This is a genomic window from Legionella maioricensis (assembly GCF_023618015.1).
GTDB classification, from domain to species: domain Bacteria; phylum Pseudomonadota; class Gammaproteobacteria; order Legionellales; family Legionellaceae; genus Legionella; species Legionella maioricensis.
Window position 1 is genome coordinate 20,823 of the sequence record NZ_JAJKBJ010000003.1, and the last position, 25,086, is coordinate 45,908.

Consider the following 25,086-nt stretch of genomic DNA (forward strand, 5'->3'; position numbering starts at 1 on the left):
AGTGGCTCGTTCTATAAGAAAAGGTCCATTTATCGACCAACATTTGATCAGCAAAGTTGAAGCTGCTATCGAATCTAAATCAAAAAAACCAATTAAAACTTGGTCTAGACGTTCAACAATCGTTCCTGAAATGATTGATTTAACTATAGCTGTGCATAACGGTAAAGACCATGTTCCTGTGTATATTACAGATAATATGGTTGGTCACAAACTAGGTGAGTTTGCCATGACTCGTACATTCAAAGGCCACTCTGGAGACAGAAAGGCTAAAGGCAAGTAAGAGGATATGATGGAAGTTACAGCTAAGTTAAAAGGTGCTCCTTTATCCGCTCAAAAGGGCAGATTGGTAGCCGATATGATACGAAATAAAAAAGTATCTGGTGCGCTTGATGTCCTCAAGTTTACACCAAAAAAAGGTGCTCAATTGATGCTTAAGTTATTAGAATCAGCTATTGCTAATGCTGAGAATAATAATGGTGCTGACATTGATGATCTGAAAGTAGGTATGGTCTGCGTTGATGAAGCGACAACTTTAAAACGTATTAGTCCCAGAGCTAAAGGTCGTGCAAATAGAATTTGTAAACGTACCTGCCATATCACGATTAAAGTATCTGACGAGGAATAGCAATGGGACAGAAAGTTAATCCAATAGGCATACGCCTTGGAATTATTAAAGATTGGAACTCAAAATGGTTCGCTGGTAAGCGTTATGCTGAATTTTTAATTCAAGACATTAAATTACGCACTGAACTGAAGAAAAAATTAATGGCAGCCGCTGTTAGTAAGATTCTTATAGAGCGTCCAGCCAATAATGCAGTTGTAACTATACTCACCGCACGACCAGGTGTGATTATTGGTAAAAAAGGTGGCGGTATTGAAACTCTGCGCAAAGAGATTTCTGCTAAATTAGGTGTTCCTGTTCATTTAAATATTGAAGAGATAAAAAAACCTGAATTAGATTCTACTCTTGTTGCTGAAGGTATAGCACAACAATTAGAACAGCGCGTGATGTTCAGAAGAGCTATGAAACGTGCAGTAACCTCTGCTCTTAAAGCTGGTGCTAAAGGGATTAAAATTTGTGTTAGTGGACGTCTTGGCGGTGCTGAGATTGCCCGAAGCGAATGGTATAGAGAAGGCCGTGTACCATTACATACTTTTAGAGCTGATATCGATTACGGTACTGCAGAATCTAAAACTACCTACGGAATTATTGGTGTAAAAGTCTGGATCTTCAAGGGTGAAATTCTCCCTCAAAAGAAAAGATTGTCAGACAGCGCCCAGTGAGTGAGGATTAAGAATCATGTTACAACCAAAGCGTACTAAATACCGAAAACAGATGAAGGGCCGAAATAGAGGTTTAGCTTTAAGAGGCAGCAAAATTAGTTTTGGTGAATTTGGTCTGAAGGCACTAGAACGTGGTCGTTTAACTGCTAGGCAAATAGAAGCAGCACGACGAGCTATGACACGTCATATTAAGCGTGGCGGTAAAATTTGGATTAGAGTATTTCCAGATAAACCTATCACACAAAAGCCTTTAGAAGTGAGACAAGGTAAAGGTAAAGGTAGTGTTGAATATTGGGTAGCTCAAATTCAACCAGGTAAGGTTTTATTTGAAATGGAAGGGGTAACTAGAGAGCTGGCCATAGAAGCTTTTGACCTTGCTAAAGCAAAACTTCCTTTCAAAGTAATGTTTGAAGAACGGACGGTAATGTAATGAAAAAAATAGATGAATTGCGCAATTTATCAATTGAAGAATTGCAAACTGAATTGCTTTCATTACGTAAAGAACAATTTAATTTACGAATGAAAAAAGCAAGTGGCTCACTAGATAAAACACATCTCATCACAATGGTGCGTAAGTCAGTGGCAAAAGTAAAAACAATGTTGACCGAAAAGGCAGGTAAGTGACATGTCTACTAATGAATCAAACGCCAGAACAATGGTTGGAAAAGTAGTTAGCGACAAAATGGATAAAACTATAGTTGTGATGATTGAGCGAACTGTGAAGCATCCTAAGTATGGAAAAATCATGAAACGTAGAACTAAAATTCACGCTCATGATGAAAATCAAGTGTGCCAAATTGGTAATACTGTGAAAGTCCGTGAGTCTAGACCACTCTCTAAAACGAAAAGCTGGGTATTAGTCGAAGTAATTTCTTAATCAACTGTGTTGATTTACTTTTAAAACCCTAAAAGGCCTGATATAATCAGCAACCTTTTTCTGGTCGAAATTAGAGCTGGAGAATAAAATGATCCAAATGCAGACAGTGCTCGAAGTGGCTGACAACAGCGGAGCACGAAAGGTAATGTGTATTAAAGTACTTGGTGGCTCACACAGACGGTATGCCCGTGTAGGTGATGTTATAAAAGTAAGTATCAAAGACGCTATACCAAGAAGTAAAGTAAAAAAGGGTGCTGTAATGAAGGCCGTTGTAGTACGTACTGCTCAAGGTGTTAGAAGAGACGATGGTTCCTTAATTCGCTTTGACGGTAATGCAGCAGTACTTTTAAACAACCAAAACGAGCCAATTGGGACTCGTATATTTGGCCCCGTTACTCGCGAGCTACGAGAGAGATTTATGAAAATAATATCTCTGGCTGCAGAAGTTTTGTGAGAAGGATTAAATATGAAACGCATTAGAACGGGCGATGTAGTTATTATCATCGCTGGTAAAAGTAAAGGTCATGTGGGTAAGGTTCTACGAGTACTTGATGATAACGTTGTTGTAGAGGGTGGTAACTTAATTAAGAAACATGTTAAGCCTAATCCTCAAAAACCTGAAAATAAAGGTGGAATAGTCACTCGTGAAGCTCCACTACACGTTTCAAACGTTGCTCATTATAATCCCATAACTAAAAAAGCGGATAAAGTAGGCTTTAAGTATCTTGAGAATGACGGCGTTAGTAAAAAAGTTAGATATTATAAATCTAACGATGAAATAATTGACCGTGTTTAATTAGGTGATTGAAATGGCGAGACTTAAAGAGTTTTACAATAAAGACGTCGTCTCTATGATGATGAAACGGTTCAACTATTCCAGTGTTATGGAAGTCCCCAGAATAGTTAAAATCACTCTGAATATGGGCGTTGGTGAAGCTGTAGGCGATAAAAAAGTAATGAATCATGCTGTTGAAGACATGACTCTTATTTCAGGACAAAAACCAGTTGTTACTAAAGCTAAAAAGTCAATTGCTGGCTTCAAAATTAGAGAAGGTTGGCCCATAGGTTGTAAAGTAACACTTAGACGCGAACGGATGTATGAGTTTTTAGATAGATTAATTTCTGTTACTTTACCTCGCGTAAGGGATTTTCGTGGTTTAAATCCAAAATCTTTTGATGGAACAGGTAACTACAGCATGGGAATACATGAGCAAATCGTATTTCCTGAAATTGATTACGATAAAACAGATGGTATACGAGGTTTAGACATTTGTATTACTACAAGTGCTAAAACAAACGAAGAAGCTAAAGCTTTGTTAGAAGCATTTAATCTTCCATTGAAAGATAGAGATAGAAAATAAAAGGGTGAAATTGTGGCTAAAAAATCAATGCTTGTGCGAGAGTTAAAGCGCGGAAAACTTGTAGAAAAATACAGAAAGCGCAGAAACGAATTAAAACAATTGATTAAATCATCTGATGATTTCCAAGTAATTATGGACTGTCAGGCAAAACTAGCAAAATTACCAGTTAATTCAAATCCTGTTCGTCATAGTACTCGATGCCAGCAATGTGGAAGACCACACGCAGTTTATCGCAAGTTTAGTCTTTGCAGAATTTGTTTAAGACAACAACTTATGGTTGGCAATGTACCCGGCGGTAGAAAGTCGAGCTGGTAAATTATTTTGATTGGAGAACGATTGTGAGTATGCATGATCCAGTTGCTGATATGCTGACCAGAATTAGAAATGGTCAACAAGCTAAACATCAGCAGATAACATTAGTTTCTTCTAAGTTAAAAGAAGAAATTGCTCGTGTTTTAAAAGAAGAAGGATATATTGAGAATTTCTTTGTGGAAACTTTAGATAATAATCTGAGGTCCATTACTGTAAAACTTAAATATTATCATGGAAAGCCAGTTATTGAGCTAATAAAAAGAATTAGCCGTCCTGGTTTAAGAGTATATAAATCATATAAAGATTTATCCTCTATTCCTGGTTTTGGTGTGGCAATATTGTCTACATCAAAAGGTATAATGACTCATATATCTGCAAAATTAAAAGGTGTTGGTGGCGAAGTCATTTGTGAAGTGGCTTAATACTTGCGAGGAATGATATGTCTAGAGTAGCAAAAGCCCCTGTTGTACACTCAGCAAATGTTGAAATAACACTGGCTGATGGTTCAATAACTGTAAAAGGGCCCAAAGGAACGCTAACCCAAAAAATTAATAGGTTAGTTAGTATAACTAAGAGTAAAGAGTCTAACCAGTTAGAGTTTGCTCCTGCAGCAAATGATCCTAAAGCTTGGGCTCAGGCTGGTACTGCCAGAGCATTAGTAAATAATATGGTTCATGGTGTTACTGAAGGTTTTACAGTAACTCTGGAATTGGTTGGTGTAGGTTATAGAGCGCAGTCTAAAGATAAATCTATTACCTTATCTCTAGGTTTTTCGCACCCAATTGAGTACGATTTACCAAACGGTGTTACAGTTGAGACTCCTAGTAATACCACGATAATACTGAAGGGTGTTGATAAGCAAATTTTAGGGCAAGTTGCTTCTGAAATAAGAGCTTTTAGACCGCCTGAGCCTTACAAAGGTAAAGGAGTTAGGTACGCCGGTGAAGTAATTGCTCGTAAAGAAGCGAAAAAGAAATAAGGTATAAGTTATGAATAAGCAAAACTCACGAGATAGACGTGGATTAAAGGCTAAAGCTTTAATTCGAAAATCGGGTAGATCCAGATTAGTTGTTTATAGAAGTGGCGTGCATATCTATTCTCAAATAGTTAAATCTGACAAGCTCGGTGATAAGGTATTAGTAGTTTGTTCAACAAATGATAAAGAATTACGAGCCAGTTTATCTGGAAAATGCAAAGTAGAACAAGCCACTTTAGTTGGCAAGTTACTAGGTAAACGTGCTAAAGAGCAAGGCATTACCCAGGTTGCATTTGATCGTGCTGGTTATAAATATCATGGCCGAGTGAAAGCCCTTGCAGAAGGTGCTCGCGAAGCTGGATTAGATTTTTAAGGAACGATTATGGCATTCGAAGAATCACCTAAGTCAGATGGGTATCAAGAAAAGTTGGTATCAGTAACTCGTACAGCCAAAGTAGTTAAGGGCGGACGTGTTTTTGGCTTTGCTGTTTTGGTCGTTGTTGGTGACGGAAAGGGTAAAGTTGGGTTTGGTAGAGGTAAAGCGCGAGAAGTTCCAATCGCAATTCAAAAGGCGATGGATCAAGCTAAGAAAAATATGGTTTATATTCCACTTTCTGGTACTACTATATTCCATGAAATTACCTGGAATTATGGTGCTTCTAAAGTATTCATGAAGCCTGCTAGTGAAGGTACAGGAATTATTGCCGGTGGCGCGATGCGAGCCGTACTGGAAGTATTGGGTGTACACAATATTTTGGCGAAAAGTATTGGTTCTACTAATCCTAGTAATATTGTACGTGCAACAATAGGTGCATTAACTAACATCGGTACTCCAGATTACGTAGCAGCCAAACGTGGTAAAACTGTTGATGAAGTAATGGCGGGCTAATTATGGAAAAGAAAATAAAGATAACATTGGTTAAAAGTCTAATTGGTAGAAAACCAAAACATGTTACTATAGCGAAGCAATTGGGTTTAGGTAAAACAAACTCAAGCGTATCTCATAATGATACTCCTGCAATTCGTGGACTGGTTAATATGATTAATTATCTATTACTAGTTGAGGAGACTGTATAATGAATTTAAATTCACTGTCACCAGATCCAGGCTCAAGACCATCTAAGAAACGTTTAGGTCGAGGTATCGGATCCGGGCTAGGTAAAACTAGTGGTAAAGGTCATAAAGGACAGAAAGCTAGAGCGGGTGGATATCACAAAATTAACTTTGAAGGCGGTCAAATGCCTATTCAAAGACGTCTTCCTAAAATGGGATTCAAATCCCGAATTGGCAGGACTGTTGATCAAATCTGTTTAAGCGAGCTGGAAAAGCTGAAAGCAGAAGTTATCGACCTTCAAGTTCTACGTGAAGCAGGTTTAATTAACAATTCCATAAAGGATGTTAAAGTTATTCTTTCTGGAGAGTTAACTACTGCGATCAAACTTAAAGGTTTGAGAGTCACTAAAGGAGCTCGTTCAGCCATTGAAGGTTTGGGCGGCAGTATAGAAGAGTGACTATGAAAAACCAAAAACATAATGGAAGCCAATCACGTGGTGGATTGGCAGAGCTAAAATCCAGGTTATTATTTGTGATCATTGGAATTTTAGTCTATCGCTTAGGGGCTCATATACCAGTACCTGGTTTGGATCCTACTAAACTGGCTAATTTTTTTAACGAACAGCAAAATACAATCTTTGGATTGTTTAATATGTTTTCTGGTGGTGCCTTATCGCGTGTAACGGTATTTGCTATTGGTATTATGCCTTATATTTCTGCGTCGATTATAATCCAGCTTTTTTCTGTTGTATCTCCGAAGCTAGAACAACTTAAAAAAGAAGGTGAAGCTGGGCGTAGGAAAATAAACCAATACACTCGATACCTAACCCTTATGTTGTCAATATTTCAATCTTTGGGAATGGCTCGATGGTTGGCTGGGCAACAAATTGCTCTACAGCCGGACTTTTCATTCTATTTCACGGCGGTAGTTACGCTAGTAACAGGCACTATGTTCCTGATGTGGTTAGGCGAGCAAATCACTGAGAAGGGAATAGGGAATGGTATTTCTCTTATTATCTTTTCAGGAATTGTTTCAAGTATGCCTAGTGCTATAGCTTCTGTTCTCCAACAGGTAAAAGAAGGACAGATGCAAGCGTTGACATTGATTATTGTTGCTTTTGTAGTGGTTGTGGTTACTGGTTTTGTGGTATTCATGGAACGAGCACAGCGACGCATACGAGTAAATTATGCACAAAGGACGCAAGGCAGAAAAGTTTATGCAGCACAGACAAGCCATTTACCTTTAAAGATAAATATGTCTGGGGTAATTCCACCCATTTTTGCATCCAGTATTATATTACTGCCTGCAACTCTAGCTCAGTTCTTTTCGCATACAAAAGGAATGGGGTGGTTGTCTGATGTTGGAATGGCTTTATCACCAGGTCAGCCTTTATATTTAATTGTTTATGCGTTAGCTATACTGTTTTTTGCTTTCTTTTACGCGGCATTAGTGTTTAATCCTAAAGATACAGCAGAGAACCTAAAAAAATCAGGAGCGTATATACCAGGAATTAGACCCGGAGAGCAGACAACGAGATATATCGATTCAGTAATGACTCGTTTAACCTTAGTTGGCGCGCTGTACTTGGTTCTAGTTTGCCTGTTACCCCAGATTTTAATGTATACATGGCATGTTCCTTTTTATTTTGGTGGGACATCATTGCTGATTATCGTTGTTGTTGTTATGGATTTTGTTGCTCAAATACAAGCTCATTTAATGACTCAACAATATGATTCTTTAATGAAAAAGGCTAATTTTAAAGGTACCAAATTACCTGGTCTACTATGATTTTTATCGGAGTGTAGTAATGAAAGTAAGAGCATCAGTAAAACGAATTTGTCGCAATTGCAAAATTATTAAAAGAAGTGGCACTATACGAGTAATTTGTAAGGATGCCAGACATAAACAAAAGCAAGGTTAATATCTGCTTGATTTTAATTTATAAAAATAGTATTCTTCTGTCCCTTTCGACAGAACAAAATAACGTTCGGAGAAGCTAATGGCTCGTATTGCGGGAGTGAACATACCTGATCACAAACATGTGGTGATTGCTTTAACAGCTATATATGGTATTGGTAAGACTACATCATTAAAATTATGTGCAACGGTTGATATTGATCCTTCTACCAAAGTTTCACAATTAACAGATGCTCAACTTGAGTCTTTAAGAACTGAAATTGCAAAAATAACTGTGGAAGGTGATTTGCGTCGCGTAATTACAATGAATATTAAGCGACTGATGGACTTAGGCTGTTATCGTGGGCTAAGACATAGAAGAGGATTACCCTTGCGCGGACAACGTACGAAGACTAATGCTCGTACTAGAAAAGGCCGTAGAAAAGGCACAAGTAATTGATTTTTCATGTAGGAAAATAAGATGGCAATAACTAAGTCAAAGCAGCAAAAAGTAAGAAAAAAGGCAAAACGTGTCGTATCTGATGGTATAGTTCATGTTCATGCATCTTTTAATAATACTATTGTTACCTTTACTGACAGACAAGGTAATGCATTATGTTGGGCAACATCAGGTGGATCAGGCTTTAGAGGTTCAAGAAAAAGTACACCTTATGCAGCACAAGTTGCAACTGAGCGCGCTGCGGCTGTTGCGAAAGAATATGGTATGAAATCTGTTGCAGTATTTGTTCATGGTCCTGGTCCTGGTAGAGAGTCCACTATTCGTGAATTAATAAGCCAGGATTTTAAAATTGTTGAAATAACCGATGTTACTGGCATACCCCATAATGGTTGTAAGCCACCTAAAAAACGTCGTGTGTAAGACTCAGGAGTAATTAATGGCTAGATATCTTGGTCCAAAATGTAAATTATCACGTCGTGAAGGTTGTGATCTATTACTTAAAAGTGGCGTTCGTGATCATAAGTCCAAGTGTAAATCTGAAAAATTACCAGGACAACATGGTGATAAGAAACCACGTTTAAATGGCTACGGAATTCAGCTTAGAGAGAAGCAAAAGATTAGAAGATTGTATGGCGTTCTCGAAAAGCAATTCAGAAATTACTATAAAATGGCTGCTCGTCAAAAAGGTTCAACAGGTGAGAATCTGATGGCTCTTTTAGAAAGACGTTTGGATAATGTTGTTTACCGTATGGGTTTTGCAAGTACACGTGCGGAAGCCAGACAATTAGTAACCCACAAGGCAATACTTGTTAATGATAAAATTGTTAACGTTCCTTCTTTTTTAGTTAATCCAGGGGATACTGTATCTGTTCGTCAAAAAGCCAAAAGTCAAGGCCGTGTTGGTGCCGCTTTAGCTTTATCCGAACAAAGAGCTCCATGTGATTGGATTACTGTAGATTCAGCTTCCTTTAAAGGTACTTTCTCTACAGCACCAACGTTAACGGACTTATCTTCAGACTACAACGTGAATCTTGTTGTAGAACTTTACTCTAAGTAAGCTCGGAGAAATAGCTGAATGTATACTGAAATCAATGAAATGCTGACGCCCAAAGTGCTCAAAGTACAGGCTGAGTCACCTTATAAAGCTAGAATCGTTCTAGAGCCTTTGGAGCGGGGTTTTGGTCACACTCTCGGCAATGCTTTGAGACGTATATTATTGTCATCTATGCCCGGAAGTGCGATTACTGAAGCCTCAATAGATGGTGTTCTTCACGAATACAGCACTATTGAAGGGGTTCAGGAAGATGTGGTTGATTTATTGCTTAACCTCAAATTGGTTGCTATTAAACTGAATGTTGGGGAAGAAGCTTGGATTAGCCTAGATAAACAAGGTCCTTGTCAAGTTACAGCCGGAGATATTCAATTAACTCATGGTCAGGAAATTATTAATCCTGAGCTGGTTATTGCCAATTTGAATGAAAAAGGCAAATTGAATATGACTCTTAAAGTTGAAAGAGGAATAGGTTTTCATAATACTGATGCGTTTGTTAAACATCTTGATGATGAAATTGAGAAAAAATCAGTAGGTAAGCTCAAAATTGATAATAGTTTTTCTCCAGTTAAAAAAGTTGCTTATTTTGTTGATAGCGCACGGGTAGAAAACCGAACTGACCTTGATAAATTAACGATAGAATTAGAAACAAATGGAACAATAGATGCTGAAGAAGCAATTCGCATTTCTGCAAGTATTCTTCAAAGACAACTTCATTCGTTTGTCGATATGAAATTTGAAGAGTCTCGTGCTGATAATAAAGAGCGCAATGACTTTGATCCTGTTTTATTACGTTCTGTTGATGATTTAGAGTTAACTGTTCGTTCTGCTAACTGTTTAAAAGCAGAAAACATTCATTATATAGGCGATTTAGTTCAAAGAACTGAAAATGAACTGTTAAAAACACCTAATCTTGGTAAGAAATCTTTAACTGAGATTAAAGACGTTTTAGCATCTCGTTCATTATCGCTGGGAATGAAACTTGAGAATTGGCCGCCGGCAAGTCTTGGCGAGTAATATTTAGGAGTCTTTGTTATGCGTCACCGTAATTCTGGCCGTAGTTTTAGCCGCACAAGTAGTCACCGTAAAGCCATGTTTTCTAACATGTGCTGTTCTTTAATTGAGCATGAGTTAATTAAAACTACTCTGCCAAAAGCTAAAGATCTACGTCGCTACATCGAGCCTTTAATTACTGTTAGTAAAGCTGATTCAGTTGCATCTCGCCGTCATGCTTTTGATATTTTACGTTCAAAATCTGCAGTGGGTAAACTGTTCTCTGAGCTCGGACCACGTTTTGTTGAAAGACCAGGCGGATATGTTCGTATTATCAAATGCGGCTTTAGAGCAGGCGATAATGCTCCTATGGCTATCGTTGAGTTACTCGATAGACCAGCTGCTAATAGTGAAGAAGAATAATAGTAAGTATGTTCTAAAAGCCCGCATTTTGCGGGCTTTTTTTACCCGCAAAAAACCTTAAATTTTTCTTTCGTCGCTTATTTTCGAGCGCTAAACTTCTTGTATCAGCCTTGGTCGGACTGAGCTTAGAGCTATAGCCAATCATAATAGTTGGGCTGGAATCAAATCACTTGCCTGCTTGCCTTCTCATATAAGTTATTGATGGGTCTCAATCGATACTCGGTAAGTAAAGGACCGAGAAAAGGATGTTTATAGTAAATTCACATTTTTATCGCAATTGAAGATATTAGTAAATATACTGTTTCCAAGGGATTTTCATTGTTCATTTAGTTGGTACAGTAGTCCGCGCTAATGAGCGCAAAGTCAAAGATGAAGATGTGTGTGATGTTAAGTTGAAACATTAAGAGAAATAAATGAGAGCAAGGAAAGAAAAGAACTCGTCAGGGTATTTCGGCACTCTACCTCAAGAGCTTTTGCTTGGTATATTTTCAGAGTGTTCCCCCGAAGTGCTTGGCGTTATTGCTTTGGTTTGTAAATTATTCCAACAGAACATTAGGACTAATGGTATCTGGCGATCTAAACTCCTAAAACATTTTCCGCATGCCTACGATGACACCGATTGCTATTCTAAATTTGTATCATGCTATGCAGAAGAATATTATCCTAAGCCCCAAGCTATTTCTCATCAATTAAAATCATTTTTTTTTCCTAATCACATTGACGCCAATATAGGTAAAATATTTTCAGCAGTGAAAGAAAACGATATAGAAGAGTTAATGAGATATGAGTTAGCTGTTAAGGATTTACTAAGAACGGATAGGTGGGGGAAAACACTTTTAGATTGGGCAATGAAATATCAATATCAATCGATTCTGGATTACTTCTTCCATTTAGCAGGGCATGAATACGTAGGCAATGACACAATAATTGCACCTGATAAAGTTGATGAGAGTGGGCGGACCATTCTTCATTGGGCTATTTTATGCCGGCAGCCTCCTCATGTTGTCCAATTATTAATCGTGGCGGGGTGTACCTATCATAATGCTGGCGGTTTGCATTTAGCATGTTCTGTAAATTATTTCGAGCTGGTGAAACTAATCCTTGAGATAGCTCCAAGCTTACTCAATCAAATAGACGCTTGGGGCCAAACTCCTATCTTGTGGGCGGCATCCAGAGGGAATACAGAAATAGTTCGCTATCTTGCTGAACGTGGGGCTGATTTAACTCAGGTCACCAATATCCCGGGTGATCCACATGAGGGGTTTGCTGCATTACACTGGGCAGTAGCCGGTCCATATGAAGATTGTGCGGCAATTCTCATTGAGTATGAATCTTTGCCAAATTTAATCAGACTTACATCCTGGGACATGCAAGTAATTCATATGGTTTGTCGCTTTGGACTTCTCAACAGTGTAAGGCGCTTGCTTGAAAAAGTCCCCAGTTTGTTATGGCAAACAGACTTGATGGGCCGAACCCCCCTCTCTTGGTCAGCATCCATGGGGCATATGGAAATAGTACGTTATCTTACTGAATTTGAGGTTGATTTCAGTTCGGTTACCAATACCGCGGGTGCTCCGTGTAAAGCCCCTTGTTTGGTAAATCACGCAGATTCTTTAGGCCAAACCCCTATCATATGGGCCGCATCCAGGGGGCATGCAGAAATAGTTCGCTATCTTGTTGAACTGGGGGCTGATTTAAGTCCGGCTACCAATAGCGCAGGCAATCCACATGATGGATTTGGTGCGTTACACTGGGCTGTGGCAGGCAAATATGAAGATTGTGTGGCCATCCTTATTCAGCATGAGACTTTGTCCAGTTTAATCCGACGGACATCTTCGGGTAGGCAAGTAATTCATATGGTTTGTTGTGATGGACTTCTCAATAGTGTAAAGCGCTTGCTCGAAAAAGCCCCTGATTTGTTAAACCAGAAAGACTCTATGGGGCAAACTCCCATTTTATGGGCTGCATCCAGAGGGCATACAGAAATAGTTTGCTATCTTGCTGAGCTTGGGGCTGACTTAAGTCAGGTTACCAATAACGCGGGTGATCCACATGATGGCTTTAGTGCCTTGCATTGGGCTGCTGAGGGAGGACATGTCGATACAGTTAAAGTTCTCATTAACAGTAATGCATCTCCCTTTCAACGAGATAGCTGCAATAGAACAGCTGTTGAAGTTTCTAAGAGCGCTCTTATCAAAGGCATATTACAATTGGAGATGTTTATAAAAGAGAGTATAGAGCAAGCCGCAATTAATACATATTTTTTATTCAATAGTAAGTCTAAAAAGAACCGCCCCGCGCTTTTCGCTGCAGCTACTGTATTAAAAGGAGTTGTTTACAATAGAGTAGAAGAATCCGCATTGGAACCTTTTAAGAAGGAACTTTATTCTGATGAGTTAGCCTCCATTTATTCTAATCTATTCAATTATTCTTTAACGGATATTATTCATCACTCATTAACATCTTTTGCTAGTCAGGGGTAGAATTCATTAAACTGAGTGCCTCATGGAAGATTAATCCTGGCACTTTTCTGCTTGAGAAGAGACTATAGCATTTCGGGAGTTTCTGCTTTAGCGATTAATTGGATGTGGGTTGCGAGGAACGTTGTGTGCGATGAAAGAAGCCCCTTAAAGAAAGAGGGGGCCTCTATTTTTTAATAGTCTTGAGATATCCTAAAATGGAATATCATCATCTAATTGATCAAAGGCATCTTGAGCTGCTTGTGATGGTTGTTGCTTGTTTTGATTAGGCCGTTGTGGTGAATAAGCCTGTTGCTGTTGCGCTTGCGGCATTTCATCATAATTAGATGAGCCACCGCCTTTGCTATCAAGCATTTGGATGTCAGCAGCAATAATTTCAGTAGTATATCGGTCTTGACCTTGCTGATCTTGCCATTTGCGTGTTCGCAAGCTGCCTTCAATATAAAGCTTGGAGCCTTTGCGTACGTATTCCCCTGCTATTTCACCCAAGCGATTAAAGCAAACCACGCGGTGCCACTCGGTTCGATCTTGTTTTTCACCAGTTGTTTTATCCTTCCATGATTCACTAGTCGCTATTGACAGTGTGGTTACCGCATTACCGTTTGGTAAATAGCGAACATCAGGGTCCACACCCACGTTACCAACCAATATGACTTTATTGATTCCTCTAGCCACTTAATTATCTCCTGTGCAAAGTTAGAGAGATATTATACCTAATTTATATATTATTGCGTAGCAACTGTACTGAATTAAATAAAACTAACGTGCAGATGTCTCTATTAGAGTTTGTTCTGCGCTGCCTGCTTGGTAGTGTTCTTCATCTACACGCAGGAACATCGTATTTTCTTCCTTTACCAGCGCGACTTCTTTGACGCCAGGAATCTTAAGAAGAGCCTGAATTACGGCCGTATCTTTTGAACTGGAGGTGTAGTTTAGAATTAAAGAAGAAAGATAAACGTTAGGCTTCATAAAACAGGCCACCACGAACCAAATAGTACCAATAATTGCATTCACTATAAAAATACCATAGCTGCTATTCCATTGGTAAATAATGCCGGCAAGTGATCCCCCAGCGAAAATTCCCAAAAACTGTCCCGTGGAATAGATCCCCATAGCAGTACCCTTATTATTAGGGTTGGCCTGTTTTGAAATCAAAGAAGGTAGAGATGCTTCAAGTATATTAAAGGCAACAAAATAAACGAACATGAGCAGGCAAAGACTTACCCAATAGAGATGAATAAATGCCAATAATCCTTGCGCGACAGTGGTGACCAGCACAGAGGCTAGAAATACGGATTTCATCCGTTTTTTCTTTTCCGCTAATATAATAAAGGGAATCATAAAAATAAAAGAACTTACCATTAATGGTAAGTAAAAATGCCACTGTTGGGTTAAATGTCCGTTGTTAACTTGCTGGCTCAAAATCATGGGGATAGCAAAAAAAGTTGCAGTTAAGATAAAGTGTTGACAGAAAATACCAAGATTTAATCGTTGTAAATGCTGATTGTTTATCACCGATTTAAATAAATGGGGATTTGCCTCACTATCTGGATGAAATCGTTCTTTTAGCGGATTAGGGATTACTAATTGGAGTAGGAGTATGCCCAGGATGGCTAAAGCAGTCGTTAAATAAAAAATACCGGCCAGTCCAAAACGATGGGAAAGTGCAGGACTAATAATCATGGCTAAGCTAAAGGATGTACCGATAGTCATACCAATAACCGCCATTGCCTTGGTACGGTGTCTATCAGGGGTCAAATCAGCGAGCAAGGCGATAAGGACAGAGCCTATGGCTCCCGTGCCCTGCAGGGTTCTCGCCAATATCATTCCGTAAATTGAATCAGTGAGCGCCCCAATTAAACTTCCACAAGCAAAAAGTAATAAGCCTAAGGTGATGATAGGTTTTCTGCCGACTTTGTCGGACAGCATTCCAAAAGGTATTTGCAATAGCCCTTGAGTCAAGCCATAACCGCCCAATGCAAGACCTATCAAGGCAGGTGTTGCTCCTTGAAGATGGGCAGCATAAATAGTAAATACGGGGATGAGCAGGAATAATCCCAGCATGCGAAATGAAAAAATTGCGGCAATAGGGAAAACCGTCTTAGACCAGGAATAAGTCATTAATTCTGTATATTTAATATGTGGTGTGCAGATGGTACAAAGTTAGGGCTAGAGAAACAAGTGAATTTACTAATTGACCGCATTACCGGTGCTGAATATTAGTATACTTGCTAAGTAATTAACAGATTTACCCCCGACCTCCCTGGGATTGGATGTTCCTGGGTACCCAATAAAATGTCTTTCTCATGCCGATTCAAGGAACGTTGAGATTACAAATTCTGGCATAGACCGGGCTGGCTTCGGATGGCGATCGCCTTTTTCAGAAACAGGAGTAGTGCTGATTTTGCCATTGACAGGTTAACATAATCACGGTAGTTTGGTGCCTTTTTATACTAGAGGATTACTCTATGAGTTTGGTTTTTTCAGGTAAAGTAGGATTAATTACTGGCGGCGCGCGTGGAATAGGAAAGGCTACCGCGTTGAAATTAGCTCAGGCAGGGAGCGACATCGCAGTTGTTTATTATAATAGTTCTGATGAAGCGCAAACCCTGGTTCAAGAAATTCAGGATATGGGGCGCAAGGCAGTGGCATTACAGGCTAATGTTGCTGACCATCAATCAGTAAAAGACATGTTTGCTCAATTTCGCGAGCATTTTCCTCATCTTAATTTTCTAATTAGTAACGCGGCAAGCGGTGTATTAAAGCCCGCATTAAAAATGTCTACCAAACATTGGCGCTGGTGCCTGGAAACTAATGCTCTGGCATTAAATCACTTGGTGACTGAAGGTCGTGAATTGATGCCGAAAAATAGCCGGGTAGTTGCCTTATCCAGTTTGGGGGCGTCCAGAGCTATCCCTAATTATGCGTTTATCGGAGCTTCAAAAGCGGCTCTGGAATCTTTAGTACGCTCTTTAAGTCTTGAATTAGCCATTGACGGTATTACGGTGAATACAGTTTCTGCAGGAGTAGTTGATACTGATGCATTAAAGCACTTCCCAAACAGAGAGCAATTATTAGATGAATATCAAGCTCATGCCTTAGCGGATAGACCATTGCTTCCTCAAGATGTAGCTAATGCGGTCTATCTGCTTTGTTTGCCTGAGGCGTCAATGATTAACGCGCATACTCTATTTGTCGATGCGGGATATAGCCAAGTTGGATAGGTTAAATATTATCCTTTTTTCCGTTTTAGATGATTAAAGAAATTTTTATGATATAATCCGTAGCTTTGTAATCTAGGTGAGCTCTGAGGACGAATTTATGAATGTGGCTGGCGTTTACCCTAAAGTTAGGGAAATTATTGCTGATGTATTAGTGATTGATGAAGAGGAAGTATCTTTAAATAGTCGTTTAATTACGGATTTAGGTGCAGAATCTATTGATTTTCTTGATTTGGTTTTTCAACTGGAAAAAGAATTTAAAATTAAAATCCCTCGTGGACAATTAGAAAAAAATGCACGCGGTGATTTGGCAGAAGATGAGTTTGAAAAAGGTGGTTCTTTAACTGCAGCAGGCCTTCAGGCATTAAAAAATTATTTAAGTGAAGTTCCTGAAGAGCAATTTAAAGCAAATATGAAAGTTAATGAAATTCCGATGTTGTTTACTGTTGAAACATTTTGCAAATTAGTGGTTGCTGCAGTGAGTCAACAACAAGCCACGGAAACTGTGGCCTAATGCGGTTTTTATTTGTTGACCGAATTGTACAGTTATCTCCTGGGGAGTGGATTCGGGGCGTTAAGCATGTCACTAGAGATGATTTCTATTTAACTGTTGATGCGCAAGGCAAGCCCTGCTTTATTCCCTCCTTAATTGGTGAGACCCTCGGGCAATTGGCCGCCTGGAATGTAATGCAACATAATGAATTTACTTTAAGGCCAGTTGCCGGAGTTGTTAGCGGGGCCAAATTACATCGACCGGCTTATGTAGGGGAAACTTTATTACTTGAATCCTATATAGATACCGTCGATGACAGAGCGGTGCAGTACCATAGTGTGGCCCGGGTTGGTGATGAGCTTATTTTTAGTATTGAAGGGGCTTTAGGCCCTTTACTGCCCATGACTGATTTTATCGGTTCTGACGAGATTCGACGCCAATTTGCCGAAATTTATTATCCAGGTGATTGGTCCGCAATAAGCACTGTGAGTTCAGAACCAATGAATGGTGTGCTTGATAATCGACCCGTGTCAACTGTAGCTCCTATGATGTTTGATAGAATTCTTTCTTGTGAAGCCGGTGTTAATCTTGTGGCTGAAAAGCGAGTGACTAAAGCTGCTCCGTATTTTCCGGATCATTTTCCTAATAAACCAGTTTTGCCCATGACGGTTTTATTGGAGTGTAAATTAAATTTAGCTCAGGAATTTGTTGCACGTGCGGGATATACTGTCAACTATCAAGTCAGTGAGTTCCGTAAAATGAAAATGAATGAATTTGTTTTGCCTGGTGATGTCGTGACTTGCCATGTAAAAGTAAAACAGCAGACTGATGAAGAATTGGTTTTGACTTATCGTAGTGAAGTTGATGGTAAGCGAGTATGTATAGTGGACGTAGTGCTTATCTCTAAAGGTAAATAACATGAAGAAAAGACGAGTAGCAATTACAGGTTTAGGGGCTGTTTCACCAATAGGTCATGATGTTCAATCGACTTGGAGCAATTTAATAGCAGGACAATCGGGAATTGCAGAAATCGCCCATTTTGATGCCAGTGCTTTTCCGACGTTTATTGCGGCTGAAGTGAAAAATTTTAATCCCAGTCCATCGTTAAAAAATAAACATACCCGTTTTGCCATGTCTTTTACTCATTATGCTTTAGAGGCAGCACGACAGGCCTTTGATGACGCGGGAATTTTGCCAACCCAGCAAACCTCATCACGCTGGGGTGTTGTTACCGGTAGTGGTATGATGACTGCTGAGTTTGATTATCTTAATCGATTTCAGCAAGCTTGTGCTCCGGATGGCGAGACCGATTGGGGGCGCTTACACGCCAATACTAGAGATTTTTATAAACTGATTGATTTTGGAAAGACCACCTCCAACTCCGGTTTGTCGTTATTAATTCAACAATTCGGGATCACGGGGTATGCCTCTTCAGTACACACGGCCTGCGCCTCGGGTGGTCAAGCTTTAGGTTTGGCCATGCAAGTCATTCGTCGCGGTGAGGCCGATTTTATGTTGGCAGGAGGATTTGACTCGATGATTAATCCTTTGGGGCTCTCCAGTTTTTGTTTGTTAGGAGCATTATCTACTTATAATGATACGCCCGAAACAGCCAGTCGACCTTTTGATGCAACACGAAATGGTTTTGTGTTGGGTGAGGGGGCTGCATTTTTAATCCTGGAAGAATGGGAAAAGGCAAAAGCCAGAGGAGCTCATATCTATGCTGAATTGGCAGGTGAAGGAAATTCTTTAAGTTCTTATCGAATCACTGACTCCCATCCAAATGGAGATGGGGCCATTCAGGCAATAGAGCGAGCTCTTCAGGATGCAGGGGTAGTAGCCAGCGATGTGGATTATATTAATGCTCATGGCACTTCAACCAAAATGAATGATTTAAGTGAAACCAATGCGATTAAAGCCGTTTTTGGCGATAAAGCTGCCAACTTACCGGCCAGCTCAACCAAAAGTCAAACTGGACATTTAATTGCGGCGGCCGGAGCACTTGAAGCGGTATTATCGGTTAAAGCCATAGAACAGGCGCAAATTCCCAAGACAGCTAATTTAACGACTCCTGATCCTGAGTGCGATTTGGATTATGTAATCGACGGGCCACGTGAAAAATCCCTTGGGGTAGTTTTATCCAATTCTTTTGGATTTGGCGGCTCCAATAGTTGTTTGTTATTTAAGCATCCTGAGTTTGAAGGAGCAAGTAAATGAGCAGTCTCAATAGAGTATTTATTACCGGTCGTAGTGCATTAACCGCTGCCGGAGCTACAGCCGATGAGACCTGGAATGCCGTGCTTGCTGGGGAAAGCGGTATTGATGAGATTAAGCAATGGGATTTGGCACAATGGTCTCATCGTTTGGGTGGTGAATTAAAAGATTTTCAACCGGCTAAAATGCTGCCGGATCGCAAACTGATCAAAGTCATTTCTCGTCAGGACGTAATCGGTTTAAATGCAGCCGTTCAAGCCGTTGAGCACAGCCAGATGATCCCATATAGAGATTCTCTTGACTGTGCCGATTCGTTTAATGAACAAACGGCTATTTATGTAGGGTCACCAGGGAATAAATATTTTCAGCAATATGATTTCTTGCCTTTACTGGCAAAAACGCAAGGCGATATGCAAGGTTTTGCCAATCAGTTATTTGATGAAGTACATCCCATGTGGTTGTTGCGGATTTTACCCAATAATGTTCTTGCCTATACCGGCATTACTTATGGCTTCAAAGGCCCAAATCATAACGTCACCAATCATGCTGTAGGTGGGACTCAGGCTATTTTAGAGGCTTATCATGCAATACGTAGTGGCCAGGCTGATCGTGCTGTAGTGGTTGCTTATGATATGGGGGTTGAACCCCAAGCTTTGTTTTATTACACCCAGTTAGGTGTGGTGAGTGAGGATCATTTAAAACCTTTTGACCTCGAGCACAACGGTACTCTTCTGGCTGATGGCGCCGCTGCCCTTGTTTTGGAAAGTGAGGCCAGTGTTCGGGCCAGATCCGCGATTTGTTATGGTGAACTTATTGGTGGTTTATCTGCCAGCGAAGCAGCTGGATTGTTTTCTATAGAGTCCGACGGTCAGCATTTGACTGATTTAATGGAGCGGACTCTTGATGCTGCCGAGCTAAGTAAAGAAGATATTGGTTTAATTGTGGCTCATGGTAATGGAAATAGTAAATCGGATGACAGCGAGGCCCAAGCAATTAGAACTGTATTTGCTCAAAATAAAGTACCCGTTACCGCATTTAAATGGTCAATGGGACACACCTTATGTGCATCAGGAGTTTTGGATGCAGTAATGACCACGTATGCTCTTGAACAACATTGTGCACCTGGTATTGCCAATTTAAACCAAATTGCCCCTGCTTGTGAGCAGTTGTCGCTGAGTGCAAACCACCAAAAAGTGAATGCTAATTCCGCAGCATTGATGATTAACCGGGGTTTTGCCAGTATGAATGCCTGCTTGGTGATTAAAGCCTGTGACTAATATAGCGCAACAAATTAAAGACTTACCGGTTAGTTTGGCCGGTCGCTTTTTTTATCGTTTTCTGCCTTATCGCCGCCGCCTAATCTTGGCTAACATCAGTCAGGTTTTTGGTAATCAATTGGACGACAGTCAAAAAAAATACCTGGCGAAGTCGTATTATTCTCATTTGGCAAAATCGGCCAAAGAAATGCTACGGTTGCGCTTTATGAGTGAAAAGCAATTACGTGGTTGTGTTGAGGTTAAAGGCCATGAGCAGATGTTATCTGTGGTGGCCCAGCAAAAAGGGGTTTTGGTTGTTACAGGCCATTTTGGTAATTGGGAATTTGCTCCTTTAGGCGGAGTTCTTAATTTCAAAGAGTTTCAAGGACAATTTCATTTTATCCGGCGTACTTTACGATTCAAAGTTTTTGAGCGCATCATGTTTAAAAACTATTATCAAGCGGGTTTAAATGTGATCCCCAAAAAAAATTCTTTGGAGCAAGTTTGCGTCGCTTTAGAAAAAAATCATGCAGTAATTTTTGTATTGGACCAACATGCCTCTTTGGTTAATCGTGATGGTATAGCAGTTGAGTTTTTCGGCAAAAAAGCTGGGACCTATCGGAGCTTAGCTACTTTAGCACGCTATACCGGGGTTCCTGTTGTACCTGCTGCAGGTTACCGATTACCTAATGGCAAGCATGTTTTAGAATTTTATGAGCCAATTCCCTGGAAGGACTATGGTAGTACTCATGAATCGCTTTACCAGAATACTTTAGCATACAATCAAGCATTAGAACGCATTATTTTGGCTCATCCTGAACAATGGAATTGGATGCATAAGCGATGGAAGCTATAAGCGACTTCATAGGAATAATGCTAGAATCGTATTTATTTATTACCATGCCTCTTTAAGTATATTTGGCCACTCAAATTTATTATGCAATGCCTTTAAAATTAAAGAAGTCTCTATTTGCCAGAAATAGGGATCGAGAAAAAGAATTTGGCGAAATTTTTAATAAGACCTCCAGGGGGTTAAGTTATGTTATGCCCCTAGCCCTTACCGTGTTTTTTACTCCCGCTATTATTACTACCAGCCTATTTTCAAAAGAACTTATCGCCATGTTGGCTAATCTTTCGCTGAGCTTGGGCTACTTAACCAATTTTGCCTATAAAATTTATCAAAAAGAAATCAGTAAATCTGAGTTAATGATTTCATCTTTAACCTTGGTTGCATTTTTAATTATTGCTTATACCCTATGTCCTCCAATCGCTGCATTATCTTTTTTCAGTGCACTTAGTTTTTTAAATCAATTGGCGGTGGCAGTTAATCTGTTTTTTTTAATGAAGCACGTTGTCGTTCCTCCCTGTAAAAAGATGATAGAGAATATTGCTCAATACATGGGATTTAATATTGCGGGGCGTTATTATTCCAGACCGCCATTAACCCTGGAGCATGATCGTTTTATTCTTGATCAATTGCTGTTAAAAACCTATGGGCATGATAGTTTTTCCGCCGAGTTCAATGAAACGGAGATTGTTAGTTTTAATAAACTATTGCTTAAACTCAGTGAATATATTGATAAATATGATGAGTCTATTTTCGGTTATATTAATAATAAAGACGCGATTGCTGATTTGGAAAAGCAAATTGCTCAGCTTACAACTCGCGCTACTACTGATTCCAGTTATGCTTTTATTCGAAGAAAAATAGGATTCAAAACAACAAAAATAAATCTGTTGCAGGAGGCAAAAGAAACAGTATCTGCTACGCTTGAAAATCCATTCAGTGATGCAGCGGCTGCCTTACGCTTTTTTAAAGGAGTCGATGCCAATGAATTGGAACAAAATCGCGAGCTGGTGTTAAGTACAGGGTTGCAGTGTTTACAAAATGAAATTCAAAGACAGCAGGAAAAAATAACCTCATTGCAAGTTTGCTTACCCCAGGCTGGCGGATCCATTTAATTAACTCATGCCTGTTCGTGTAATCACTTATTCAGATTGCTTGCTTTGTTCATTCCTTAAATTTTTTAATACTAAAAACAGCCTGTTGATTTCTTCTTCTTTGTTAAAAACAAGGACCATGGTGTATTGTTCGGATCTTAAAACTTCATAACTGATGTTCATTGAGAAATTATGAATATTTAATTCGAGTATTCCATGTTTCGGAACGAGATTATTTTTTTTTATTAAAACGCCAGTAGCTGATATATCAACAATCTCTATAGGATTATTTTCTATCTTGGCTAGTATTCTTCCGGTGTTTTTTATCCTGAAAAACTGCCTGTTTTCATCCATTGACGTAATAACAAAAATAAATTGATGATTCGATTGTAGGTTTATTCTAATACCAACGTCAAGGTTAGTTTTTTTAGTGATTAATCATCAGAATTGATTGAACCACCTTCTCATTGAGATGGTTCAATTACGCTGCCGTGGGCTGCAAGCTAAACGACTAGTCCCTTACTGGGATCTTTCTCGGAAGAACCTGGGGGCGGATGAGGGATGGAGGATTTAAAAAATGCCCCCAGCTCACTCTTTGCCCAATTGAATGCACTGTATGCTAATTCTGAAGTGGTTTCTAACGTGGTCTCTAAAAGATTGGACTCAGTAACTGCGGGAATATTTTGCACTATGGTTTTTTCTTCTAATAGTTCTGGAAATGAACAGGTCAATTCACGGGTGATTTGCTGCAGGTGAGGCGACGCATCATCGATTTTTTTTAATAAAGATAGAGCGTTTGTTGGAGAACCCTGGATTAAAGTTAACTCTAATAAACGGATGCAGTTAGCAATCAAATGAGGTTGATTTTGCATTAGCCAGCCATCCATTTTGTTAGTTTCTTTACCGTCTTCGAAAAGTTTCTGGAATAAATCATGGAGTTTTTGTCTTACCTCTAACTCATTTTTTAATCTTGTTTTTAATGAAAAAACGTTTAGCGCCTCAATGAGCTCATCAAGAGTGTCTTGGGTTAGTGGTGGGGTCATTTCTTTTAATAATGTGGGTAGATCGGGGGCTGATTTATAAGGCAATAATTGAGTACCTTGGCCCGCTTCAATAGAGGTCACTGGATCTTGGCTTATGTTGAAAGAGACGGGTGCAACATAGAACGGCAAATTAGGCAAGAAGAATCCAGTCCATCCAGATACCCAGCAGCGCTTTAAGCGCGTGAATAAACGAGCAAAAAATCCGTTTCCTTGATTGAAACTTAATTCCAGTAGCGCTTCCGAACGCGCAGTCGTTGCGATGGTTATCATTTCCTGATGCGTATCTGGGGCTAATTTGCGTAGAGCCCAGGTACATAAATTTACCACTTGAGTATAGTTTTTTTCCCCTCCTTTTAGGCCAAAATATTGAATGGTTCGTTTAGCATCGAATAGAAACAAGATGAAACTGATTTGTTCGTCATATAAGTCTGGATAACGTAAAAAACAATTAAAGAGCTGTTCTCTGATTGAACGATCCAATTCAGGTCTAATTATTAAATCGGCAAGTGGATATAAATATTTATGTTGATTTACGACCCTGGTTTCTTGTACATAAAAATTTAGGTAATCGTTGACTACTAGGCTGATTTTGGCATCATCGCCTTTAAAGTGTATTAAAAAATAAGCAAGAGCGATTACATGCTTTTTATGCTCAGCAAGTTGCGCAACCAAAGTATTTTCAGGAATCGGTCCCGCTGCTTGTTCTTTGCTCTCTTCAGTCTTTTTAGTGCTTAGAAAATTTGCAAAAAATCCTTTTGCCGGGGAGATTGTTTTGGGGACTGAAGCATTTAGTTGAATCCGTTGTTTCATGCTTTCAATCGTTACCCGGCCGGATTGGTAAAATAAGCCTATTTCTCCAGCTTGGGCATTTGCACGTACATAGTGATTGGTTAAATGGGCTGTTTTTTTGGTTAGTTCAGTAAACTCTTCTTTTTCATGTAGAGAAATTAATAACTGAACGGCTTGTAAGGAAAATTGGTGATTTTGAAGTAATAGTTTGTCAGTCAATCGATTAATATAAGTGACGTACGCTTTATGATGATGGCCATTAAGAAAGAGACGAATTGCCAAAATGAGTCGCATTTCTTCATTATGTTCATATAATATTTTTGTGGCAGGATTAAATAACTCCAAATGCTTAATCATATTAGTAATAATGGCTTCTCTTTTCATTTCATTCATTTTGGTTAATTCAGTGCTGATATGAGTATCAGCCCCTTTCATTAGATGAGCTAAAGTAAAATGGGCATTAGGCATGGAGGAGTAATGATTTAGCCAATAAATAATTACTTGTGGATAAGGGTATTTTTTAAGCAAGCTTTCAATTTGCTCTTCTTTAAACTGGTGAAAATGAGGGACTGAGCAAAGAATACTAACAGCTGTTTCAGGGGGTAATTTATCAATTACTGCTTCAGACAGTATTTTTATGTCTACTTGATGGACTAAGGCATTAAGACGAGAGGGGAGATGCGTTTCAGCGTTGGTTAATCGAGCTAAAATGGATTCCCCCTTCAGGCTCGTCAAGTAATCCTGGTGACTTAACAGATGCATAATCAATAACGAGCGAACCTGTTCATTCTGGGTGAGCGTAACGAGTTCAAGTATTTGCTGATGGGTTAATTTATTCGTTTCCAACATGATTAGAAAGTCTGATTGATTTTCTTCGTTCGCATTGATATTTCTTAAAAAGACGGTGTTTCCCATGGCTGCTTTTAACAACTCAAAATCCTGCAGTGAACTGTTCGTCATAT

35 protein-coding genes are annotated in these 25,086 nt (G+C 39.4%); 31 read left to right on the forward strand and 4 right to left on the reverse strand.

What is annotated here, in order from left to right; all coding sequences use genetic code 11:
* Position 1 precedes the first annotated feature (1 nt).
* The 24 genes from rpsS (at position 2) to LOX96_RS03805 (ending at position 13,170) form a co-directional block, all read left to right on the forward strand.
* Entirely contained in the window at positions 2-280 is a 279-nt protein-coding gene (rpsS, locus tag LOX96_RS03690; RefSeq protein ID WP_250419716.1) for a 30S ribosomal protein S19, read from the forward strand.
* Between the two features lie 9 nt (positions 281-289).
* Entirely contained in the window at positions 290-625 is a 336-nt protein-coding gene (gene rplV / locus LOX96_RS03695; RefSeq protein ID WP_250419777.1) for a 50S ribosomal protein L22, read from the forward strand.
* A 2-nt stretch (positions 626-627) separates the two neighbouring features.
* Positions 628-1,284 carry a 30S ribosomal protein S3 gene (rpsC, locus tag LOX96_RS03700; RefSeq protein ID WP_250419712.1) on the forward strand — a complete coding sequence of 219 codons (657 nt, stop codon included), beginning with the start codon at positions 628-630 and terminating at the stop codon, positions 1,282-1,284.
* Positions 1,285-1,300: 16 nt separating this feature from the next.
* The gene (gene rplP, locus LOX96_RS03705; RefSeq protein WP_250419710.1) at positions 1,301-1,714 is read left to right on the forward strand and encodes a 50S ribosomal protein L16; all 414 of its coding nucleotides are present in this window, start codon (positions 1,301-1,303) and stop codon (positions 1,712-1,714) included.
* On the forward strand, positions 1,714-1,908 hold the full coding sequence (gene rpmC / locus LOX96_RS03710) for a 50S ribosomal protein L29 (protein ID WP_250419708.1): 195 nt from the start codon (positions 1,714-1,716) through the stop codon (positions 1,906-1,908). The genes rplP and rpmC overlap by 1 nt, the downstream gene beginning before the upstream one ends.
* Position 1,909: 1 nt before the next feature.
* On the forward strand, positions 1,910-2,161 hold the full coding sequence (gene rpsQ, locus LOX96_RS03715) for a 30S ribosomal protein S17 (protein ID WP_250419705.1): 252 nt from the start codon (positions 1,910-1,912) through the stop codon (positions 2,159-2,161).
* 88 nt (positions 2,162-2,249) lie between these two features.
* Positions 2,250-2,615 carry a 50S ribosomal protein L14 gene (rplN, locus tag LOX96_RS03720; protein ID WP_006872243.1) on the forward strand — a complete coding sequence of 122 codons (366 nt, stop codon included), beginning with the start codon at positions 2,250-2,252 and terminating at the stop codon, positions 2,613-2,615.
* A 12-nt stretch (positions 2,616-2,627) separates the two neighbouring features.
* Complete coding sequence (rplX, locus tag LOX96_RS03725; protein WP_250419703.1) at positions 2,628-2,957, forward strand: 50S ribosomal protein L24; 330 nt, start codon at positions 2,628-2,630, stop codon at positions 2,955-2,957.
* 13 nt (positions 2,958-2,970) lie between these two features.
* Positions 2,971-3,522: a 50S ribosomal protein L5 gene (gene rplE, locus LOX96_RS03730; protein ID WP_250419700.1), complete on the forward strand. Its 552-nt coding sequence runs from the start codon at positions 2,971-2,973 to the stop codon at positions 3,520-3,522.
* Between the two features lie 12 nt (positions 3,523-3,534).
* Positions 3,535-3,837, forward strand: a complete 303-nt coding sequence (rpsN, locus tag LOX96_RS03735; protein ID WP_250419697.1) for a 30S ribosomal protein S14 — start codon at positions 3,535-3,537, stop codon at positions 3,835-3,837.
* A 29-nt stretch (positions 3,838-3,866) separates the two neighbouring features.
* Positions 3,867-4,256, forward strand: a complete 390-nt coding sequence (gene rpsH / locus LOX96_RS03740; protein WP_284498307.1) for a 30S ribosomal protein S8 — start codon at positions 3,867-3,869, stop codon at positions 4,254-4,256.
* A 17-nt stretch (positions 4,257-4,273) separates the two neighbouring features.
* Positions 4,274-4,813, forward strand: a complete 540-nt coding sequence (gene rplF, locus LOX96_RS03745) for a 50S ribosomal protein L6 (protein WP_250419691.1) — start codon at positions 4,274-4,276, stop codon at positions 4,811-4,813.
* A 10-nt stretch (positions 4,814-4,823) separates the two neighbouring features.
* Complete coding sequence (rplR, locus tag LOX96_RS03750) at positions 4,824-5,183, forward strand: 50S ribosomal protein L18 (protein ID WP_250419688.1); 360 nt, start codon at positions 4,824-4,826, stop codon at positions 5,181-5,183.
* A 9-nt stretch (positions 5,184-5,192) separates the two neighbouring features.
* The gene (gene rpsE, locus LOX96_RS03755; protein ID WP_250419686.1) at positions 5,193-5,699 is read left to right on the forward strand and encodes a 30S ribosomal protein S5; all 507 of its coding nucleotides are present in this window, start codon (positions 5,193-5,195) and stop codon (positions 5,697-5,699) included.
* A 2-nt stretch (positions 5,700-5,701) separates the two neighbouring features.
* The gene (rpmD, locus tag LOX96_RS03760; RefSeq protein ID WP_173236006.1) at positions 5,702-5,887 is read left to right on the forward strand and encodes a 50S ribosomal protein L30; all 186 of its coding nucleotides are present in this window, start codon (positions 5,702-5,704) and stop codon (positions 5,885-5,887) included.
* Positions 5,887-6,321 carry a 50S ribosomal protein L15 gene (gene rplO / locus LOX96_RS03765; protein ID WP_250419683.1) on the forward strand — a complete coding sequence of 145 codons (435 nt, stop codon included), beginning with the start codon at positions 5,887-5,889 and terminating at the stop codon, positions 6,319-6,321. The genes rpmD and rplO overlap by 1 nt, the downstream gene beginning before the upstream one ends.
* Positions 6,322-6,323: 2 nt before the next feature.
* Positions 6,324-7,652 carry a preprotein translocase subunit SecY gene (gene secY / locus LOX96_RS03770; RefSeq protein WP_250419680.1) on the forward strand — a complete coding sequence of 443 codons (1,329 nt, stop codon included), beginning with the start codon at positions 6,324-6,326 and terminating at the stop codon, positions 7,650-7,652.
* Positions 7,653-7,671: 19 nt separating this feature from the next.
* Positions 7,672-7,785, forward strand: a complete 114-nt coding sequence (rpmJ, locus tag LOX96_RS03775) for a 50S ribosomal protein L36 (RefSeq protein ID WP_010946099.1) — start codon at positions 7,672-7,674, stop codon at positions 7,783-7,785.
* Positions 7,786-7,863: 78 nt separating this feature from the next.
* Positions 7,864-8,220 carry a 30S ribosomal protein S13 gene (gene rpsM / locus LOX96_RS03780; RefSeq protein WP_250419678.1) on the forward strand — a complete coding sequence of 119 codons (357 nt, stop codon included), beginning with the start codon at positions 7,864-7,866 and terminating at the stop codon, positions 8,218-8,220.
* Between the two features lie 21 nt (positions 8,221-8,241).
* On the forward strand, positions 8,242-8,640 hold the full coding sequence (rpsK, locus tag LOX96_RS03785) for a 30S ribosomal protein S11 (RefSeq protein ID WP_003633055.1): 399 nt from the start codon (positions 8,242-8,244) through the stop codon (positions 8,638-8,640).
* A 16-nt stretch (positions 8,641-8,656) separates the two neighbouring features.
* Positions 8,657-9,277: a 30S ribosomal protein S4 gene (gene rpsD, locus LOX96_RS03790; protein ID WP_250419675.1), complete on the forward strand. Its 621-nt coding sequence runs from the start codon at positions 8,657-8,659 to the stop codon at positions 9,275-9,277.
* 18 nt (positions 9,278-9,295) lie between these two features.
* Positions 9,296-10,288 (forward strand): DNA-directed RNA polymerase subunit alpha, encoded by a 993-nt coding sequence (locus tag LOX96_RS03795; RefSeq protein WP_250419672.1) that lies wholly within the window; start codon positions 9,296-9,298, stop codon positions 10,286-10,288.
* Positions 10,289-10,306: 18 nt separating this feature from the next.
* Entirely contained in the window at positions 10,307-10,687 is a 381-nt protein-coding gene (gene rplQ / locus LOX96_RS03800; RefSeq protein ID WP_250419669.1) for a 50S ribosomal protein L17, read from the forward strand.
* A gap of 413 nt (positions 10,688-11,100) precedes the next feature.
* Complete coding sequence (locus LOX96_RS03805) at positions 11,101-13,170, forward strand: ankyrin repeat domain-containing protein (protein WP_250419666.1); 2,070 nt, start codon at positions 11,101-11,103, stop codon at positions 13,168-13,170.
* Positions 13,171-13,359: 189 nt separating this feature from the next.
* Here LOX96_RS03805 and ssb read toward each other — a convergent pair whose 3' ends face one another.
* Both ssb and LOX96_RS03815 read right to left on the reverse strand, forming a co-directional pair.
* The gene (ssb, locus tag LOX96_RS03810; RefSeq protein ID WP_250419663.1) at positions 13,360-13,842 is read right to left on the reverse strand and encodes a single-stranded DNA-binding protein; all 483 of its coding nucleotides are present in this window, start codon (positions 13,840-13,842) and stop codon (positions 13,360-13,362) included.
* 84 nt (positions 13,843-13,926) lie between these two features.
* Positions 13,927-15,288 (reverse strand): MFS transporter, encoded by a 1,362-nt coding sequence (locus LOX96_RS03815; protein WP_250419660.1) that lies wholly within the window; start codon positions 15,286-15,288, stop codon positions 13,927-13,929.
* Between the two features lie 347 nt (positions 15,289-15,635).
* Here LOX96_RS03815 and fabL point away from each other — a divergent pair, with 347 nt between their 5' ends.
* The 7 genes from fabL to LOX96_RS03850 all read left to right on the forward strand — a co-directional run bounded on the left by fabL (position 15,636) and on the right by LOX96_RS03850 (position 22,313).
* Positions 15,636-16,391: an enoyl-[acyl-carrier-protein] reductase FabL gene (gene fabL / locus LOX96_RS03820; protein WP_250419658.1), complete on the forward strand. Its 756-nt coding sequence runs from the start codon at positions 15,636-15,638 to the stop codon at positions 16,389-16,391.
* 97 nt (positions 16,392-16,488) lie between these two features.
* A complete protein-coding gene (locus LOX96_RS03825; protein ID WP_250419655.1) occupies positions 16,489-16,902 on the forward strand; it encodes an acyl carrier protein in 414 nt (137 codons plus the stop codon).
* Positions 16,902-17,798 (forward strand): 3-hydroxyacyl-ACP dehydratase FabZ family protein, encoded by an 897-nt coding sequence (locus LOX96_RS03830; protein WP_250419651.1) that lies wholly within the window; start codon positions 16,902-16,904, stop codon positions 17,796-17,798. Before LOX96_RS03825 ends, LOX96_RS03830 begins: the two co-directional genes overlap by 1 nt.
* A gap of 1 nt (position 17,799) precedes the next feature.
* Positions 17,800-19,098, forward strand: a complete 1,299-nt coding sequence (locus LOX96_RS03835; RefSeq protein WP_250419648.1) for a beta-ketoacyl-[acyl-carrier-protein] synthase family protein — start codon at positions 17,800-17,802, stop codon at positions 19,096-19,098.
* Entirely contained in the window at positions 19,095-20,372 is a 1,278-nt protein-coding gene (locus LOX96_RS03840) for a beta-ketoacyl-[acyl-carrier-protein] synthase family protein (RefSeq protein WP_250419645.1), read from the forward strand. The genes LOX96_RS03835 and LOX96_RS03840 overlap by 4 nt, the downstream gene beginning before the upstream one ends.
* Positions 20,365-21,207, forward strand: coding sequence for a lysophospholipid acyltransferase family protein (locus LOX96_RS03845; protein WP_250419642.1), 843 nt, complete (start codon positions 20,365-20,367; stop codon positions 21,205-21,207). The genes LOX96_RS03840 and LOX96_RS03845 overlap by 8 nt, the downstream gene beginning before the upstream one ends.
* Positions 21,208-21,395: 188 nt before the next feature.
* Positions 21,396-22,313 (forward strand): hypothetical protein, encoded by a 918-nt coding sequence (locus LOX96_RS03850; RefSeq protein WP_250419639.1) that lies wholly within the window; start codon positions 21,396-21,398, stop codon positions 22,311-22,313.
* A 27-nt stretch (positions 22,314-22,340) separates the two neighbouring features.
* Here the strand turns inward: LOX96_RS03850 and LOX96_RS03855 are convergent, their stop codons facing one another.
* Both LOX96_RS03855 and LOX96_RS03860 read right to left on the reverse strand, forming a co-directional pair.
* Positions 22,341-22,646: a PilZ domain-containing protein gene (locus LOX96_RS03855; protein WP_250419637.1), complete on the reverse strand. Its 306-nt coding sequence runs from the start codon at positions 22,644-22,646 to the stop codon at positions 22,341-22,343.
* Between the two features lie 149 nt (positions 22,647-22,795).
* Positions 22,796-25,084: a hypothetical protein gene (locus LOX96_RS03860; protein WP_250419634.1), complete on the reverse strand. Its 2,289-nt coding sequence runs from the start codon at positions 25,082-25,084 to the stop codon at positions 22,796-22,798.
* Positions 25,085-25,086: the final 2 nt, after the last annotated feature.

What these genes read in the sequence shown, in the direction of transcription:
- rplV (WP_250419777.1), top strand. Translation starts at nt 290, where the DNA reads ATGGAAGTTACAGCTAAGTTAAAAGGTGCTCCTTTATCCGCTCAAAAG.
- rpsC (WP_250419712.1), top strand. Translation starts at nt 628, where the DNA reads ATGGGACAGAAAGTTAATCCAATAGGCATACGCCTTGGAATTATTAAA.
- rplP (WP_250419710.1), top strand. Translation starts at nt 1,301, where the DNA reads ATGTTACAACCAAAGCGTACTAAATACCGAAAACAGATGAAGGGCCGA.
- rpmC (WP_250419708.1), top strand. Translation starts at nt 1,714, where the DNA reads ATGAAAAAAATAGATGAATTGCGCAATTTATCAATTGAAGAATTGCAA.
- rpsQ (WP_250419705.1), top strand. Translation starts at nt 1,910, where the DNA reads ATGTCTACTAATGAATCAAACGCCAGAACAATGGTTGGAAAAGTAGTT.
- rplN (WP_006872243.1), top strand. Translation starts at nt 2,250, where the DNA reads ATGATCCAAATGCAGACAGTGCTCGAAGTGGCTGACAACAGCGGAGCA.
- rplX (WP_250419703.1), top strand. Translation starts at nt 2,628, where the DNA reads ATGAAACGCATTAGAACGGGCGATGTAGTTATTATCATCGCTGGTAAA.
- rplE (WP_250419700.1), top strand. Translation starts at nt 2,971, where the DNA reads ATGGCGAGACTTAAAGAGTTTTACAATAAAGACGTCGTCTCTATGATG.
- rpsH (WP_284498307.1), top strand. Translation starts at nt 3,867, where the DNA reads ATGCATGATCCAGTTGCTGATATGCTGACCAGAATTAGAAATGGTCAA.
- rplF (WP_250419691.1), top strand. Translation starts at nt 4,274, where the DNA reads ATGTCTAGAGTAGCAAAAGCCCCTGTTGTACACTCAGCAAATGTTGAA.
- rplR (WP_250419688.1), top strand. Translation starts at nt 4,824, where the DNA reads ATGAATAAGCAAAACTCACGAGATAGACGTGGATTAAAGGCTAAAGCT.
- rpsE (WP_250419686.1), top strand. Translation starts at nt 5,193, where the DNA reads ATGGCATTCGAAGAATCACCTAAGTCAGATGGGTATCAAGAAAAGTTG.
- rpmD (WP_173236006.1), top strand. Translation starts at nt 5,702, where the DNA reads ATGGAAAAGAAAATAAAGATAACATTGGTTAAAAGTCTAATTGGTAGA.
- rplO (WP_250419683.1), top strand. Translation starts at nt 5,887, where the DNA reads ATGAATTTAAATTCACTGTCACCAGATCCAGGCTCAAGACCATCTAAG.
- secY (WP_250419680.1), top strand. Translation starts at nt 6,324, where the DNA reads ATGAAAAACCAAAAACATAATGGAAGCCAATCACGTGGTGGATTGGCA.
- rpmJ (WP_010946099.1), top strand. Translation starts at nt 7,672, where the DNA reads ATGAAAGTAAGAGCATCAGTAAAACGAATTTGTCGCAATTGCAAAATT.
- rpsM (WP_250419678.1), top strand. Translation starts at nt 7,864, where the DNA reads ATGGCTCGTATTGCGGGAGTGAACATACCTGATCACAAACATGTGGTG.
- rpsK (WP_003633055.1), top strand. Translation starts at nt 8,242, where the DNA reads ATGGCAATAACTAAGTCAAAGCAGCAAAAAGTAAGAAAAAAGGCAAAA.
- rpsD (WP_250419675.1), top strand. Translation starts at nt 8,657, where the DNA reads ATGGCTAGATATCTTGGTCCAAAATGTAAATTATCACGTCGTGAAGGT.
- LOX96_RS03795 (WP_250419672.1), top strand. Translation starts at nt 9,296, where the DNA reads ATGTATACTGAAATCAATGAAATGCTGACGCCCAAAGTGCTCAAAGTA.
- rplQ (WP_250419669.1), top strand. Translation starts at nt 10,307, where the DNA reads ATGCGTCACCGTAATTCTGGCCGTAGTTTTAGCCGCACAAGTAGTCAC.
- LOX96_RS03805 (WP_250419666.1), top strand. Translation starts at nt 11,101, where the DNA reads ATGAGAGCAAGGAAAGAAAAGAACTCGTCAGGGTATTTCGGCACTCTA.
- LOX96_RS03815 (WP_250419660.1), bottom strand. Translation starts at nt 15,288, where the DNA reads ATGACTTATTCCTGGTCTAAGACGGTTTTCCCTATTGCCGCAATTTTT.
- fabL (WP_250419658.1), top strand. Translation starts at nt 15,636, where the DNA reads ATGAGTTTGGTTTTTTCAGGTAAAGTAGGATTAATTACTGGCGGCGCG.
- LOX96_RS03825 (WP_250419655.1), top strand. Translation starts at nt 16,489, where the DNA reads ATGAATGTGGCTGGCGTTTACCCTAAAGTTAGGGAAATTATTGCTGAT.
- LOX96_RS03830 (WP_250419651.1), top strand. Translation starts at nt 16,902, where the DNA reads ATGCGGTTTTTATTTGTTGACCGAATTGTACAGTTATCTCCTGGGGAG.
- LOX96_RS03835 (WP_250419648.1), top strand. Translation starts at nt 17,800, where the DNA reads ATGAAGAAAAGACGAGTAGCAATTACAGGTTTAGGGGCTGTTTCACCA.
- LOX96_RS03840 (WP_250419645.1), top strand. Translation starts at nt 19,095, where the DNA reads ATGAGCAGTCTCAATAGAGTATTTATTACCGGTCGTAGTGCATTAACC.
- LOX96_RS03850 (WP_250419639.1), top strand. Translation starts at nt 21,396, where the DNA reads ATGCCCCTAGCCCTTACCGTGTTTTTTACTCCCGCTATTATTACTACC.
- LOX96_RS03855 (WP_250419637.1), bottom strand. Translation starts at nt 22,646, where the DNA reads ATGGATGAAAACAGGCAGTTTTTCAGGATAAAAAACACCGGAAGAATA.
- LOX96_RS03860 (WP_250419634.1), bottom strand. Translation starts at nt 25,084, where the DNA reads ATGACGAACAGTTCACTGCAGGATTTTGAGTTGTTAAAAGCAGCCATG.